Source organism: Dyella kyungheensis (assembly GCF_016905005.1).
In the GTDB taxonomy this organism is placed as follows: domain Bacteria; phylum Pseudomonadota; class Gammaproteobacteria; order Xanthomonadales; family Rhodanobacteraceae; genus Dyella; species Dyella kyungheensis.
In genome coordinates, this window is record NZ_JADIKC010000003.1 from 782,763 (window position 1) to 798,499 (window position 15,737).

Sequence of the window (15,737 nt, forward strand, 5' to 3'; positions counted from 1 at the left end):
AGGCATGCCCACTTGGGAGGACGTTGAATATGCCGGCTCATCCGGGTTCAAAGCTCGCCGTTCGGATCGCGACATGTTGAACGCGACAGGCCAACGGCGACCCGCATGAAAGTCAGGTTTGCCCATCAGCTGCGGGCGATTGCGGCGCTATCGGTGGTCATCAACCACTTCTGGGGGATCTTCTTCTCGCCCGGCGTGCGCGGGTTGATCGGGACGCCTGCCAGTTTTGTGCCGGTTAGGCCGGCCTATACGCAGCACGTATTGTCACCGGCATGGGGCGGATTCCTCTACGGCGCTTTCGGTGTCGCCGTATTTTTTCTGATAAGCGGCTTTGTCATCCCGATCAGCCTGAGAAATATTTCGACCGGTCAGTTCCTGGCGAGGCGGTTCTTTCGCATCTATCCCGTCTACTGGTTCTGTCTGCTGATAAGCATCGCCATGTACTTCATCTGCTCGTGGTACTGGTCGACGCCGTTGTCGGACAGGATTAGCACCTCGTTCCTGGCAAGGAATATCCCGCTCATCCACAGCGCGTCTGGTTTGCCTTCGCTGGATTTCGTGAGCTGGTCACTGGCGGTGGAGCTCAAGTTCTATGTGATCTTTGCGCTGGTAAGCGTGGCCGGAAAAAGTGCTCATCAAGTCATGCGGCTGTCGATTGGATTCATGGCCTTGTGTTGCGTCGTCGCTTTCTTCTCGACCCATGGGATGAATTCAGCATCGCTGGTTTCATATGCGGTATCGGACATGAAGTTCATCTCGTTCATGTTTCTTGGCTGCCTGTTTTATTACGTCCTCTATCGCGAGCTCAGCGCCAAGGTCGCGCTTGGTTATGGGGCCATCGTCTATGCCCTGTTTGTGACGATCAACTCGTTCTATGAAACAGGACTGTTTGGCGCGCTGACGAAGAACTACACCTATGCCTTGATGCTGTTTTCGCTGTGTTACCTGTTCCGAGGCAGGTTCAAACAAAACAGGATGCTCGACTTCCTGGCCGACATCAGCTTTCCGCTCTATCTGGTTCACTCCATGATCGGCTACGTCGCCATGCCCATCCTGATCAGCAAGGGCCTGTCCTTCACGTTCGCATGGATGATCAGCTTGGGCGTGGCCGTCCTAGTCGCATTCCTCGTCCATAGGTATGTCGAAATTCCGGCAAACAACTTCGGCAAGAAGCTGTCCGGTCCCAAGGAAAGCAGAGCAGCCGAGTACGGCCGGGTGGCTTGATTGCCAGGCGCGACAGGGCCGCGAGCGGTGTGGCAGTGCCTGCCGCGAGCAGGGCAGGCGAACGGAAGCGTTTTTATTTGCGGCAGCGCTGTTCCGAGGCGTAAGAAATAGAAACTTGCTTGATCGGTACGTTATAACATAACGTTCACGCGTCGCCACGCCGATCATTGCCATGCCGTCACCTTTCACGCCTTCGCCTTTTCTCGCCGATAAGTCGCCCTCATGGTCGTACCTCGCCGGTGTTGACGCGTGATGAGCCAGAGCACGCGAACCGGACGCGTCGTCGCGCCGTGGGTCTATGCCGGTGCCGCGGCCGGCACCTTTGTTCTTGCGATGATCGCGCTCGCGCTGACTCCGCTCGCATTGCGGATGACCGGGTTGGCTCTGCTCTTCTCGGCAACCGGATTGGCCGGAGAGGCATGGGTGAGTCGCGTGCGTCGACGCACGGAGACATGGACCAGGCCTGTGCGGGCGACGGTCCATCCCAAGCTTCCAGGATTCCCGCCATTGGCCAAAGTGGTGCTGCTGGAACGCCGCCTGCGTGCGCGCTTCGAAAGGATCGACTGGGCGGGTGATTGGGTGCCCGGCGCCGTCACTGTGCTGGGTAACGGATTGGTGCTCGATGCGACGGTGAGCTTCCTGCGAACGCCGGGCTGGGCTGTCGCTCAGCCACCGCTGTGGGGCGCGATCGTGCTTTTGGCGGCTACCATTCCGCTGGTTTTTCTCCAGCGCGTCGCGAACGCACACCCTGTCTCGTCAGGACCCGGCATTGACGTGCTCGTTCGGGTGCCGCTGGTCGCCGCATTGCTGGGCGGTGGCGCCACGCTCTTTGCGGCTCAAGGTTATCTGTGGGCCAACACGCTCATCTATGTCGTTGCAGCCGTGCTGGCGTTGGCGACCATCGAGACGCTGCTGCGCTCCATTGCTCAAGTGTTCCTGCCCTTGGGGCCGTTTGCCACACGCCAGAATCCCGCGTTGCCGTGGTCGCCTTCTCTTCTGCGATGGGGCTGGCCGCGGGCCGGAAGAGCCGCGCTGTGGCTGCGCAACGCCTATGGCATCGACCTCGCGCGAAGCTGGGTGTTGGCCTTCATGGTGCGCGCGGCGCCGCCGGTGGCGCTGTTCGTGCTGCTCCTGGCCTGGTTGTCGACGGCCGTGACGGTGCTGGGCGTGACTGAGCGGGCCGTCATCGAGCGATTGGGTGTGCCTGTTGCGGTCGAGGGGCCAGGCATTCATGTCCACTGGCCGTGGCCGGTCGGGCGCGCTCGACCGGTCGAACTGGGTGTCGTGCATCAACTGCCCATCGTGTTTTCGGCTAAACCGGGCGGCCGGCTGCTGGCGGAGCTTGCCAGCGCGGGCGCCTCGGATGCCGAGGGGGCGATGGGTGCCGAAGCCATTCCAGGTCCCACGGCCGATCGCCTGTGGGATGGCTCCCATCCCGGCGAAGCGAGCTACCTCATCGCCAGCCGTTCGGGCGATCGAGAGGGCTTCCAGATCGTCAACGTCGATCTTCGCGTGGTGTTTCGCGCCTCGGACGATTCGGACGGAGCGATGGCGGCAGTGTACGGGGCGATGGAGCCGGCATCGCTTATCCGCGCCACGGCAGGGCGGTTGCTCGTGTCCCATTTTTCGTCGTCCACGTTGGACGAACTGCTCGGCGAGAATCGTGCGCAATTCGTCGAGCGCTTCCGGCAGGACTTGCAGGCGCGCATTGCGGCGCTGCATGCAGGCATATCGGTCATCAATGTCGTGGTCGAAGCCATCCATCCGCCCAGCGGTGCCGCCGCGGCTTATCACTATGTGCAGGCTGCCGGCGTGATCAGCGACGCCACGCGCTTCAAAAGCCTGGCGCGCGCGTATGCGCTGCGAGGTACGGCAGCTGAAGACGCAACGCACGCGCTGACCCTGGCCCGCGCCGACGCGAGCGAGCAGCTCGCTGCAGCGCAAGCGACGCTGACGACCTTCCAGGCCAGCACGAAGAGCGAGCGTGCCGGGCCGGATGTCTTTGTATTCGAGTCGTGGCTGACCCACGTCGGCAGCGCGCTCGGTCGCGCCCATTTGACCATCATCGACCATCGCCTAGACAGCGAAAAGGCCACACTGGACCTTCGCCCCGTCGCGGCCGGAACCGGGGGAACCCCTTGAGCATCATCGAATCATCCGCGGCTTCCAGGCGATCCCGTGGCGTACGTTGGACGGTCGCCATCGTCATTCTGATCCTTGCTCTGACGTCGGGTTGTCTGGTCATCGTCAGTCCCGGCGAGGGTGTCGTGGTCACTCGGTTCGGACGTCCTGTTCGCGTGCTTCTGGCGCCGGGCGCGTCGCTCAAGTGGCCCATTCCGATCGAATCGACCACGCCCATCGACCTGCGCTTGCGAACCACCTCCAGTGGCTTGCAGGACGTAGGGACGCGCGATGGCCTGCGCGTGCTGGTGCAGGCGTATGTGGTCTGGTCGGTGCCGGCACGCGCCGATGCGGCAGAGCTGTTCTTGCGCTCCGTGCAAAACGACCCCGACGTGGCGGCGTCGCAATTGCGCAGCCTGATGGCTTCTTCGCTTGAAATCACCACGAGCAGTTTTGATCTGGCGCAGCTGGTAAACACGGATCCGTCCAAGGTCCGCATCGATGACCTCGAGTCCCGGCTGCGCCGCCTCATCGGTGATCAGGCCCGGCGCGTGTATGGCACAGAGATCCGTCAAGTGGGCATAGAGCGCCTGACGCTCTCCACCGAGGCCTTGCAGGCCACCATTCAGCGCATGAAGGCCGAGCGAGATACCGTGGCAGCACAGCGCTCGGCGGAAGGCCAGCGCCAGGCATCGCAGATCGTTTCCGAAGCCGAACGCGATGCACGCATCACCTTGGCCAGTGCCAAGGCGGAGGCGGCGTCCATTGAAGCCGACGCACAAACCAAATCGACGGCGATCTACCAGCAAGCCTATGCCACCGACCCCAGGCTCTACACGATCCTTCGATCCTTCGACACGATGGATGCGGCAGTTGGCCCTGGCACGCGAATCGTATTGCGCACCGACGCGGCACCCTTTCGCATGCTGGTCGATGGTCCCACGCCGGGGGCGGGGAAGAAAAATCCATGACGGCGGCGCGCCCTACGATTCTTGCCGAGACCTTGACCTGGTCCTTTCGGCTGCTGTTTGCGCTGGTGGCGGCGTTGGCGGGGATGTGGCTGGTGCGCGGCATCCAGCGCGTACCCCCGGAAAATCGAGCCGTTGTCATGCGGTTTGGGCAAGTCGTTCGGACGGCGGGTCCCGGCCTGCTGCTCACCTGGCCATCGCCCATCGATTCAGTTGTCTTGTTGCCTTCGCAGGGGCGGCAGGTGCAGTTCGCACCTGAAGCGCTGGAAAGCCGATCTCCGTTGGACGAGCGCATTGCCGGCGCTCCAGGGCAGGGATTCATCGCTTCGGATAACGCGCGCGACAACACCTGGTTCTTCCTGACGGGCGATGGCGCCGTGGTGCATCTGCGCACCATGTTGTTCTACCAGATCGATGATCCGGTGGCGTACATCATTGCGGGCGATCACATCGAACCCATGCTTCGGCGCGCGCTGATTGCGGCGGCGGTCCAACTGTGCGCCCGTCGGTCGCTCGACGGCATCCTCGTCGCGCGTCCCGAAGCCGCCGGCGCTCCCCGTCTGGTCGCCCAACGGGAGCGTTTTGCAGCGGAGCTCGTGCAAGCGGTGAACCAGCGGCTCAGTCAAGCGTCGGGCCAAGGCTCAGGCATCGGCATCCAGGTCGCGCGGATCGATGTCGTCCCTTCCATCCCTGGCGGCGCCAAAGAATCCTTCGACACCGTATTGACCGTTGAGCAGCAGGCCGAGCGATCGCTGGCCGACGCGCGCACCACGGCGGAAGCCCGGCGTCAGATCGCCGAGCAAGGACGCCAGACGCTCATCGACGAAGCGCGTGCACGTGCTGAAGAGTCGGTCCGCACCGCTCAGGCGCGCACCGCACTCGTCCTGTCGTTGGGGCGCGATCCGTCGCTCGATCGGCGCACGATCGTTGAACGAACCTATCGCGATCGCATCAAGTCGTTGTTCGACATCGCGGGAAAGATCGAAACCGTGCCGGTCACTTCGCAAGCGCATACCTTCATTTTCGGAGCAAGCCCATGAGCGTCACCTCCGCCGATGCGGGCACGCTGCTGTTGACTGGCACCGAGCGTCACCGTTGGCGACTGCGCATCGTCGCCGTGCTCCTTGCCGCAGGCATCCTGATGTTTTCGTTTGCGCTATCCGCGCTGGCCCCTGCGCGGACGGTGGAGGTCGCGTTGCTTCAAGCCATCGCGGCCTTGCTGGTGGCGGGGCCAGCGTTCGCGGCCGCCATTCGCAGCCTCAACCAGCCCGACCTGCACGGAGTGGTCGACCAACTGGTTGCACTGGCGATCCTGGCATGCCTTGTCTCGGCGAATTTTGTCACTGCAACACTGTTGCCGGTCATCATGCTGGTCGGGCAGATGCTCGAAGACCGCTCCTTGCTGGGCACACGCGAAGCCGTGGAAGCGCTCTCGGCCCTGACAGCGACCACGGCACGGCAGGTCGTTGGCGACGACGTGCGCATCGTATCTGTTGAATCGTTGGTCGCCGGCGACGTCATCGAGGTGCGCCCGGGCGATCGGGTGGCCGCCGACGGTGTGGTGCTGTCGGGCACGGCCAGCATCGATACAGCGTCGCTTACGGGCGAATCCTTGCCGGTCGAAGTGGCGCGCGGCGATACGGTGCTCGGTAGCTCACTGAGCCTCAACGGCTTGCTTCATGTGCAGGTGTCGCGCGTGGGATCGCAGTCGGCGCTGGGGCGTGTGGTGGCGCTCATGCAGGACGCCGAGCGCAGCAAGCCGCCGATTACCCGTCTTCTGGAACGCTATGCCGGACGCTATCTGGTGCTGGTGCTCCTGATCGCGCTGATGCTTTGGTTCACCACGCAGAACACAGGTGCCGTATTGGCGTTGCTCGTCGCCGCGTGTCCCTCGGCGATGGTCTTGGCGGCCCCTTCGACCGCGCTCGCCGCGGTGAGTGTGGCGGCCCGGCACGGCGTACTCGTGAAGAGCAGCGTGGTGTTCGAGCGGTTGGCTGAAGCCGATGCGTTGGTCGTCGACAAGACCGGCACCGTCACCACCGGGCGCCTGCGCGTGGTGCGCTTGCAACCCGCGGAAGGCGTCGATGTCACACGACTGGAAGCGGTAGCGACTGCGCTGGGCGGCGCCAGCAGCCATCCGGTGGGCCGCGCGATTGCCCATCTGGCTGCCGAGCCAGCCATGCTTGATGACGTACAAGAGGAAGCCGGGTTCGGAATGCGCGCCCGGAGCGCCCTCGGAGAGGTACTGATGGGGCGCGAGTCGCTGTTGGCGCGACATGACGTGCCGGTTCACGAGCCCCCGCGTCACGACGGTCCCGTGGCCGCCGTCGCGGAAGCGGGACAATTGTTGGGCTGGGTCTGCCTGGCCGACGAAGTGCGTGATCGCGTCGCCGAGACGCTGACGTCGCTTCACGCACTGGGTTTAGGCCGGCAAGCCTTGTTGACCGGCGACCGTCAGGCGGAAGCAGACCGCGTGGCGGCACTGGTGGGGTTGGACGAAGTCGTAGCGGGTGCGTTGCCTCCCGACAAACTGGCTTTCGTGCAATCGGTCGTGGCCGATGGTGGAAAGCCGCTGGTAGTGGGCGACGGCATCAACGACGCACTGGCTTTGCGAGCGGGGTTGGTCGGTATGGCGATGGGCGGGCAGGGCAGTGATATCGCCCTGGCCTCGGCAGACATCGTGCTGACCGGTGACGATTTTTCGCGCGTCGCCACAGCGCTCAGGCTTGCGCGGCGCACGCGGCGCACGCTTCGGGTGAATCTTGGATTGAGCGCGGCCTGGACCTTGGCCTTGATCATCGTCGCCATCACCGGCGGGTGGTCGGCCAACGGCGCCTTGGCTGCCGCGGTGCTTCAGAACGTGGGGGCCTTCGTGGTGATCGCCAACTCAGGACGCTTGATGAAGTTCACTGAAGCCTGAGGCGCTAACCCCGCGACGTTTGGTTTTCGCCGCGGCTGCGCGCCGGATGCCGGCGAGGTTTCGAGCAGCAGTGTGTGGCTTCTGTCACGACCATGCCTGATGGCACATACCGTTGAAAAAGGCTGGCCGCAACGGACGGGTGTCATGTAAGGTATGTTATAACATAACATATTGAGGCATGATCCATGAAAGCGTCCATGTCGGTTCTCTCCTCGCTCCTGTTGCTGACTTCGATGGCTGCCACGGCAGAAGAGCGGCATCTCGGTCCTCATGTCCACGGCCAAGCCAGCGTCAATGTGTCGATCGACGCCCGCGAGATGGATGTGGCCGCCAGCCTGCCGGGCCACGATGCCGTTGGCTTTGAGCACCCGCCGGGCTCGCCCGCCGAACAGGCTGCCGTGGATAAGGCGATTGCCACGCTCAATCAGCCGACATGGTTCGTCGTGCCTGCGGCGGCGCACTGCACGCTCGCTTCGGCAAAGGTGTCTCCGCACGGATTTGGCGGCGCCGCTGAACCGGGCGGTCATGCGGATTTCGATGCGACCTATCACTACACGTGCAATACGCCAGGCCAGCTTGACCATCTTGATGTCCGCTTGGCATCCGCGTTCCCTTCCGTTCAAAAAGTCGTCGTCAATCTGATCACGGCAGCCGGAAGCAATCAGCAGGCCCTGGACGGCACGACCACGCGGGTCGACATCCAGCAATGAGCACCGCGCAGCCCTTATTGCGAACGCGTGCGCTTCGTCATTTCTGGCCGGACGGGGGCCATGCGCTGGCCTTGGAAGATCTGGCGGCAGCACGTGGCGAATCGCTATTCCTCCACGGGCCCAGCGGCAGCGGCAAGAGCACGCTTTTGGGATTGCTCGCTGGCGTGCTTGCGCCGTCCTCGGGTGATGTCCTGATACTCGATACGTCGTTCAGTTCGATGTCGGCAGCGGCCCGCGATCGCTTCCGCGCGAACCACCTGGGCTACATTTTTCAGCAGTTCAACCTTCTGCCGTTCCTCACGCCGATCGAGAATGTGCTGCTTGGTTGTGCCTGGTCGGCCGAGCGCAGAAAGCGCGCCGGTGGCACCCATGTGCGCATGGCCGCGGAAGCCCAGCGGCTTCTCTCTTCGCTCGGTCTGGGCGCACACGTCTGGTCGCGGACAAAGACCGGCGAACTCAGTGTGGGGCAACAACAGCGCGTGGCCGCGGCGCGGGCGCTTATAGGTGGCCCCGCGCTATTGCTGGCCGACGAGCCGACCTCCGCGCTCGACGCATCGAGCCGCGATGCCTTCCTGAAACTGCTGCTGGAAGAGTGCGCGATCTACGGTACTGGCGTGGTGTTCGTCAGTCATGACCTCGCGTTGGCCCGCCATTTTGACCGCACCGTTGCATTGGCCAGCGCGCCCGTGGAGTCCTGAATCATGAGGTTGCTTTCCTTGACGCTCAAGAGCATGCGCCAGCGAAAAGCCGGCGTGGCGCTCACCGTCTTCACCGTGGCATTGAGCGTGTTTCTGCTGCTCGGCGTCGAACGCGTGCGGACCGACGCCCGGCTTGGATTCGCCAGCACCGTGTCGGGAACTGACCTCCTGGTGGGTGCGCGCAGCGGCCCGGTCACCTTGCTGCTTTACTCGATCTTCCATGTGGGTGAGGCCACCAACAACATCACCTGGAAGAGCTATCAGGACATTCGGGCGATGCCCGAAGTCGCCTGGACCGTGCCGCTCTCTCTCGGCGATTCGCATCGGGGATTTCGCGTTACGGGAACGAACAGCGATTTTTTCGTCCACTACCATTATGGGCGTGGCAACGCATTGGCCTTCGCCAGCGGCCAGCCCTTTTCGGATCTGTACGACGCGGTCATCGGTTCAGAAGTGGCGAGCCAGTTGCGCTACAAGGTGGGTGACCGGATCGTCCTTTCGCACGGCTTGGGCGGAGCCAACCTGGCCACGCATGCGGATAAGCCATTTCGTGTCAGCGGCGTGTTGGCGCCCACCGGTACACCCGTGGACGCATCGATTGCCGTGAGTCTGGAAGCTATCGAAGCCATCCATGTCGATTGGCACTCGGGCATTCGGTTGCCGGGCATGGAGGCATCGGCGGAGCAAGCGCGCCACATGGACCTGACTCCCAAGGCCATCACCGCGACGCTCGTCGGCCTGCATTCGCGGCTCTCCGCCTTCGCGGTTCAAAGCGCCATCAATGACTACCCCGAAGAGCCCTTGTTGGCGGTGCTGCCCGGGGTGGCCTTGGGCGAGTTGTGGCATCTGGTCGGCACGGCCGAAAGTGCTTTGCGCGTGGTCAGTGCGATGGTCCTGCTCGTGGGCATGTCCGGGATGCTTACCGCACTGCTCGGCATGCTTGGTGAGCGGCGCCGGGAAATGGCCGTGTTGCGCGCGGTCGGCGCCTCCACCCGCACCGTGTTTGCCCTGCTGGTGATGGAAAGCACGCTCCTGACGGTCGCCGGCATGATCGCAGGCGTCGTCTTGCTCGATGCCACCACGGCCGTTGCCCACAACTATCTCCTGGCTACTGCGGGCCTGGTCATCGACCAGAACCCGGCGCCGGGTGAATGGCTGCTGCTCGTGGTCGTGCTTGCCTTGGGATCGCTGGCCGGATGCATTCCGGGTTGGATTGCTTATCGCCGTTCGCTCGCCGACGGTCTTCAGGTACGCCTCTGATGAAAGCTCAAGTTCTCTTGATTGCCATAGTGGCCGCTGCGCTCTCAGCGTGTGGCGGAGCCAATGATGCGGGCTCGCCTGCACCAGCCAGTGCTACGACATCGGCGGTCGCCTCGGCGCAAGCCGTAGCCGACGCCGATCGTGCCGCGCGCACCGAAGCGCAAGCCAACGGGATCGAAGCAGCCCGAGCGTTCGATGCCGCGCACGGCTCACCTAAAGCCGTGTCCACGTCGGACTCCCCGCTGCTCGGCCTGCGTGACGAAAACGGCTACGCAGACCTTGACTGGAGCCACATGGTCCCGCCCGAAGACATCAAGACGTTGGAGAACGCACCGCCGGTGTTGCATGTCGGCAACCAGCGCATGAAACAGGTTGGCACCCTGCACACGGTGGAGGCGCTCAACAACCAAAAGGTCAAGCTGTCGGGCTATGTCGTGCCGCTTGAGTCCGACAACGACGGCAAGATGGTGGAGTTTTTCTTCGTGCCGTTCTATGGCGCGTGCATCCATGTGCCGCCACCGCCGCCGAACATGCTCATCCATGTAAAGCTCGCCAAAGGCATCGACACGCCTAGCCTGTATGACCCGCTCACGCTTCGGGGCGTGTTGCACACCGAGGTTACGCAAAACGCGATGGCCGCCTCCGCCTATGGCATGGCCGACGCGTCGCTCGGCGCTTATCACGAAAACGATTCGGACGCTGACCGGCTTCGCCAGGCCTTCGAGTGAACAAGTATCCCGTTCCTCTTCTCTCTGGGTCGACTGGACCGTCCAAGACCACAGGAACCTGACTGTGCTTCCCCTTGAATCGCGGCGCGAGCCGCTACCCGTGACCGTCCTTTCCGGATTCCTCGGCGCCGGAAAGACCACCTTGCTCAACCATGTATTGACGAATCGCGACGGACGGCGTGTGGCCGTCATTGTCAACGACATGAGCGAAGTGAACATCGACGCCTCGCTCATACGCGATGGCGGCGCCAATCTCAGTCGAACGGACGAAAAGCTCGTCGAGTTTTCAAATGGGTGCATCTGCTGCACGCTTCGCGACGACCTGATGAACGAAGTGAAGCGTCTTGCTGGCGAAGGCCGTTTCGATTACTTGTTGATCGAGTCGACCGGTATTGGTGAGCCACTTCCCGTTGCAGCCACGTTCCACGTGCGCGACGAAGCGGGTTTTTCGTTGTCGGATGTGGCTCGTCTTGACACCATGGTCACGGTGGTCGACGGGCGCAACTTCCTTGCAGACTTTTGCTCCGCCGATTCGCTCGCGGCGCGTGGCGAATCCAACGGCGGCGAGGATGGCCGCTCGCTGGTCAACTTGCTCACCGAACAGGTCGAGTTCGCCGACGTTATCGTCATCAACAAGTGCGATCGACTCGATGAACTGGAACATCGCAACGTGCGGAAAGTTCTTCGCGCTCTCAATCGCGACGCAAGGTTGGTGGACGCAACGTACGGCGAAATCGATCTGGCCCAGATACTGAACACGGGTTTGTTCGATTACGACAAGGCCAAGACGGCACCTGGCTGGGTAAAAGAGCTGATGGGCGTGCATACGCCCGAAACGGAAGAATACGGAATCACCAGTTTCGTCTACCGCTCAACGCGACCGTTTCACCCGAAGCGCTTGCATGCACTCCTCAATCGCGGGATCCCGGGAGTGCTTCGCGCGAAGGGCTACTTCTGGCTGGCGTCGCGCATGGATGGCGTCGGCAACCTGGCCGTGGCTGGCGGAGCCACGGAGGTGACCCTGGCGGGGCAGTGGTGGGCGAGCCGCGAGCGCGTGCAGCAGGGCCAGCATCGCCCGTTCGATAACAATGACCTGGCGGTCGATCCGCCAGACGCGAACGAACTGCCGAATGCGGCTCAGCGCCAGGCCCTGCTCAAAATATGGGACCCCCTTTATGGTGATCGCCGCCAGGAGCTGGTCTTGATTGGCGTCGATTTGCCTGAGGCGGAGGTGCGCGCTGAGCTCGATGCTTGCCTGCTCACCGACCAGGAACTCGTTCGCGGCGCCGTGGCCTGGCAAAGCTTGCCTGATCCGTTTCCGAGCTGGTCGCCTGCTACGCGATGAAGCGCTGGGTGCTCGCCGCGGGACTTGTCACTGCAGCGGTTGTTCTCGGGGTATGCATCATCGAGTCGAACGTTCGGAAGGTCGCATCCACCTCGTCGCTTCCCGAGGTGCCGGCAGCGGCTTCCTTGGGACGTTCTGCAGTGCCGGTCGTAACCACCGGTGCTGAGGCTGCTCGGGTGGGCGCACGCATGCAGGAGAACGAGAGCATAGCCAACGATGTGATCTTCCTCATCATGGCTACCCTGCGTGGACGCTGCCAACCTTCCCGTGCCCATGATTTGCCGCGAATGGCGGTTATTGCGCATCTGCCTGTGCTGTCCGCAGGCGGCGGAGCGGATCCGTACCCTGAAAGCCTTCGGCGCGACATCGGTCACATCGTGAATGCGATCGTGGAACGCGCCAACTGTACGCAGCCTTTGGCACTGCGCATTGGCGCTTATAGCAGCGTGCTGGACCCGGAAGCTTACGTGCGCGCGTTCCCGGAAAGTTACTTTACGCCTGCTTTGGTCGGGGGGCCTGAGGAGCGTGGCCCGGACTTGGAGCAGCGAGTGGCCGACAGCTGCATCACCGTTGTCTACGCAAAGCTGCCGTTAGATGACGTACGCGCATGGCAATGCACTGGCCTTCGCCGCAACGCACGGGCAGCGATCCTCCATGTGTGCCATAGCGAAGACGCGATGCCCGAGCAGGCTGCCACCGATATTCAGCATGTGGTCGATGGGCTGCCTCTTACATGCCAGTAACCGGGATGGCTTCACGACACCACGCCTGCTAACCGCAGTTGCGCTGATAAGTGCTGTCGTCAAAGCCAGTGCCAGGATTGAGGGCCCTGGACAAGAAGCCACGCCAACCAAGGCTTGACTCTGGACCTTGATCAAAGGTCTAGACTTGGCGTCATGAACACGTCCAGCACCCCCATGACCATTGGAGCCGTCGCCCGGCGCGTCGGCGTGGCGATCGATACCATTCGTTATTACGAACGCGAGGGCTTGTTGCCCGAGCCGTTGCGGCGGGCGTCGGGCTATCGAAGTTACGACGAAGGGGCGGTGCGGCAGCTTCGCTTTATCCGGCGCGCGAAGGATCTTGGTTTTACGCTGGAGGAGATCCGCGATCTGCTAGCGCTTTCGGCGGATCGCCAGCGGGGCGTGAAAGCGGTGAAGAAGCGTGCGGAGGCGCGGCTGGCTGCCATCGACGAACGCATCGCGGAACTCAGCCGCGTGCGCGACGGTTTGGAGCAGTTGATCGAGGCGTGTCCGGGGCATGGTTCGCCGGATCAGTGTCCCATCCTCAAGGCGCTCACCGGACAGGAGGGCGACGCATGAGCGCGGATGAGCACGCCTGCTGCAGCGCCAAAGTCGAGCCTGTTTCGCCAACGGCATCGTCGTGCTGCGCGGGGCAAGCGGAAACGTCGGCGCATCACCAACATGCCGTCCTTGCCCAGGATCCGGTATGTGGCATGACCGTGGATCCCGCCCACGCCAAGCATCAGGCCGAACACCACGGCGATACATTTTACTTCTGCGCGCAACGTTGCAAGGAGAAATTTCTCGCTGAACCTGCACGTTACCTCCAGCCGTCAGCCGAACCGGCGCCCGTGATCGAAGGCGCCGTCTACACCTGTCCCATGCATCCGGAAGTGCAGCAGATCGGTCCCGGCCATTGCCCGAAGTGCGGCATGGCATTGGAACCGATGATGCCCAGCCTCGACGAGGACGATGGCCACGAATTGCGCGCCATGTCGCGCCGGTTCTGGGCGCTTGCCGCGATGACGCTGCCGGTGTTCCTGCTCGCGATGGGGCCGCATCTGTTCGGCTGGCATCTGCCGTCGCCATGGGATCGCGTGGCGGTGTGGGGCGAAGCCGTGTTGGCCACAGCGGTAGTGCTGTGGGGCGGCGCTCCGTTCTTTGCGCGCGGTTGGCATTCGCTCAGGCCATGGTCGCCGAACATGTACACGCTGATCGCGCTGGGTACGGGTGTGGCGTGGCTTTACAGCGCTGTCGCCTTCATCGCGCCGTCGTTGTTTCCTGCCGGTTTCCGCGATATGCACGGCCGGGTGGGCGTGTACTTCGAGTCAGCGGCGGTGATCGTTACGCTGGTGACGCTGGGCGATTTCCTCGAACTGCGTGCACGCCGTCGTACCGGGGCGGCGCTCAAGGCCTTGCTGGGTCTGGCGCCGAAGACAGCGCATCGCGTCGAAACCGATGGCAGCGAACATGATGTGCCGCTCGATGCCGTGCATGCCGGCCATACGTTGCGCGTGCGTCCCGGCGAAAAGGTACCGGTCGATGGCGTGGTGCTCGACGGCAGCAGCCATGTGGACGAATCCATGCTCACCGGCGAGCCGTTGCCCGTGGGCAAATCCAGTGGCGAGCGCGTGACGGGTGGCACCGTGAACCAGGATGGCGCCTTGCTGATGCGCGCGGATAGGGTGGGCGCGCATACCATGTTGGCGCAGATCGTTGCCCTGGTGGTACAGGCCCAACGCAGCAAGGCGCCGTTGCAACGCCTCGCCGATCGCATGGCCGCGTGGTTCGTTCCGGCCGTGGTCGCTGTGGCGGTGCTGGCCTTCGTGCTGTGGAGCTGGCTCGGACCCGAGCCGCGCTTTTCCTATGCACTGGTCGCGGCGGTGTCGGTGCTGATCATCGCCTGTCCGTGCGCGCTCGGACTGGCCACGCCCATTTCCATCATGGTGGCCAGTGGCCGAGGTGCGCAGGGCGGCGTGCTGTTCCGCGATGCAGCGGCGATCGAGTCGCTGCGTGCGATCGACACCGTGGTGGTCGACAAGACCGGCACACTCACCGAAGGCAAACCGGCGCTGAAAGCCGTGGTGAGTCTTGGCGACGTACCGCGCGCCGAGTTGCTCGCGATGGCAGCGGCATTGGAGCGCCTCAGCGAGCATCCACTGGCACGCGCCATTGTCGGAGGTGCGGAAGCGGAGGGCATCGCGCTGCCACAGGCCTCGCAATTTCGCAGCGTGACCGGCGCCGGCGTGGAAGGCGAGGTCGACGGGCATGCGGTGACGCTGGGCAACCACCGGCTGCTGTCCAATGCCTGCGTACCGCTTGACGACGAAGCGGCGGCACGCGCGGACGCGCTGCGCGGCGAGGGCGCTACCGTGATGTTTCTAACCATCGATGGCGCGCTCGAAGGCCTGATCGCCGTGGCAGACAAGATCAAGCCCAGCACGCCGCAGGCGCTGTTCGACCTGCGAGCGCAGGGATTGCGCATCGTCATGCTCACCGGCGACAACCTGGCCACCGCGGGCGCCGTGGCCAGTGCGCTGGATCTCGACGAAGTGCATGCCGACATGTCACCGGCCGAAAAGGCGGAAGTGATCCAGCGGCTGCAGCGGCAAGGCCATCGGGTGGCCATGGCCGGCGACGGCATCAACGACGCCCCGGCGCTGGCGGCAGCCGATGTCGGCATCGCGATGGGCAACGGCACCGATGTCGCCATGGAGAGCGCGCAGGTGACCCTGGTGAAGGGCGAGTTGAGCGCCATCGTGCGGGCGCTCGCGCTTTCGCGGGCCACGGTTCGCAATATCCGCCAGAACCTGTTCTTTGCCTTTGTCTACAACGCGGTGGGCGTGCCATTGGCGGCGGGCCTGCTGTATCCCTGGCTGGGCCTGATGCTGTCGCCGATGGTGGCGGCCCTGGCCATGAGCCTGTCGTCGGTCTCGGTGGTGGGCAATGCGTTGAGGTTGCGCCGGGTGTGATGCTTGTCACCTGCGATGGCTGACGCCGCTCCCTGCCTTGGCCGCGTG

At 63.5% G+C, this 15,737-nt stretch carries 13 protein-coding genes; all 13 read left to right on the top strand.

The window, feature by feature from the left end; all coding sequences use genetic code 11:
* The first annotated feature begins 105 nt into the window (after window positions 1-105).
* Window positions 106-1,224, top strand: a complete 1,119-nt coding sequence (locus ISP20_RS08245) for an acyltransferase family protein (RefSeq protein WP_204635562.1) — start codon at window positions 106-108, stop codon at window positions 1,222-1,224.
* A gap of 252 nt (window positions 1,225-1,476) precedes the next feature.
* Window positions 1,477-3,366 carry an SPFH domain-containing protein gene (locus ISP20_RS08250; RefSeq protein WP_204635563.1) on the top strand — a complete coding sequence of 630 codons (1,890 nt, stop codon included), beginning with the start codon at window positions 1,477-1,479 and terminating at the stop codon, window positions 3,364-3,366.
* Window positions 3,363-4,316 (top strand): protease modulator HflC, encoded by a 954-nt coding sequence (gene hflC, locus ISP20_RS08255; RefSeq protein WP_204635564.1) that lies wholly within the window; start codon window positions 3,363-3,365, stop codon window positions 4,314-4,316. The genes ISP20_RS08250 and hflC overlap by 4 nt, the downstream gene beginning before the upstream one ends.
* Complete coding sequence (locus ISP20_RS08260; RefSeq protein WP_204635565.1) at window positions 4,313-5,353, top strand: SPFH domain-containing protein; 1,041 nt, start codon at window positions 4,313-4,315, stop codon at window positions 5,351-5,353. The genes hflC and ISP20_RS08260 overlap by 4 nt, the downstream gene beginning before the upstream one ends.
* Complete coding sequence (locus ISP20_RS08265) at window positions 5,350-7,233, top strand: heavy metal translocating P-type ATPase (protein ID WP_204635566.1); 1,884 nt, start codon at window positions 5,350-5,352, stop codon at window positions 7,231-7,233. The genes ISP20_RS08260 and ISP20_RS08265 overlap by 4 nt, the downstream gene beginning before the upstream one ends.
* 197 nt (window positions 7,234-7,430) lie before the next feature.
* Window positions 7,431-7,943, top strand: coding sequence for a ZrgA family zinc uptake protein (locus ISP20_RS08270; protein ID WP_204635567.1), 513 nt, complete (start codon window positions 7,431-7,433; stop codon window positions 7,941-7,943).
* Entirely contained in the window at window positions 7,940-8,641 is a 702-nt protein-coding gene (locus ISP20_RS08275) for an ATP-binding cassette domain-containing protein (RefSeq protein WP_204635568.1), read from the top strand. Before ISP20_RS08270 ends, ISP20_RS08275 begins: the two co-directional genes overlap by 4 nt.
* Window positions 8,642-8,644: 3 nt before the next feature.
* Window positions 8,645-9,901, top strand: coding sequence for an ABC transporter permease (locus tag ISP20_RS08280; RefSeq protein WP_204635569.1), 1,257 nt, complete (start codon window positions 8,645-8,647; stop codon window positions 9,899-9,901).
* Window positions 9,901-10,629 (top strand): DUF3299 domain-containing protein, encoded by a 729-nt coding sequence (locus ISP20_RS08285; RefSeq protein ID WP_204635570.1) that lies wholly within the window; start codon window positions 9,901-9,903, stop codon window positions 10,627-10,629. The genes ISP20_RS08280 and ISP20_RS08285 overlap by 1 nt, the downstream gene beginning before the upstream one ends.
* Before the next feature lie 64 nt (window positions 10,630-10,693).
* Window positions 10,694-11,974: a GTP-binding protein gene (locus tag ISP20_RS08290; protein ID WP_338030979.1), complete on the top strand. Its 1,281-nt coding sequence runs from the start codon at window positions 10,694-10,696 to the stop codon at window positions 11,972-11,974.
* On the top strand, window positions 11,971-12,717 hold the full coding sequence (locus tag ISP20_RS08295; RefSeq protein WP_204635572.1) for a hypothetical protein: 747 nt from the start codon (window positions 11,971-11,973) through the stop codon (window positions 12,715-12,717). Before ISP20_RS08290 ends, ISP20_RS08295 begins: the two co-directional genes overlap by 4 nt.
* 153 nt (window positions 12,718-12,870) lie before the next feature.
* Window positions 12,871-13,296 carry a MerR family transcriptional regulator gene (locus ISP20_RS08300; RefSeq protein ID WP_204635573.1) on the top strand — a complete coding sequence of 142 codons (426 nt, stop codon included), beginning with the start codon at window positions 12,871-12,873 and terminating at the stop codon, window positions 13,294-13,296.
* Window positions 13,293-15,689 carry a heavy metal translocating P-type ATPase gene (locus ISP20_RS08305; protein WP_204635574.1) on the top strand — a complete coding sequence of 799 codons (2,397 nt, stop codon included), beginning with the start codon at window positions 13,293-13,295 and terminating at the stop codon, window positions 15,687-15,689. The genes ISP20_RS08300 and ISP20_RS08305 overlap by 4 nt, the downstream gene beginning before the upstream one ends.
* Window positions 15,690-15,737: the final 48 nt, after the last annotated feature.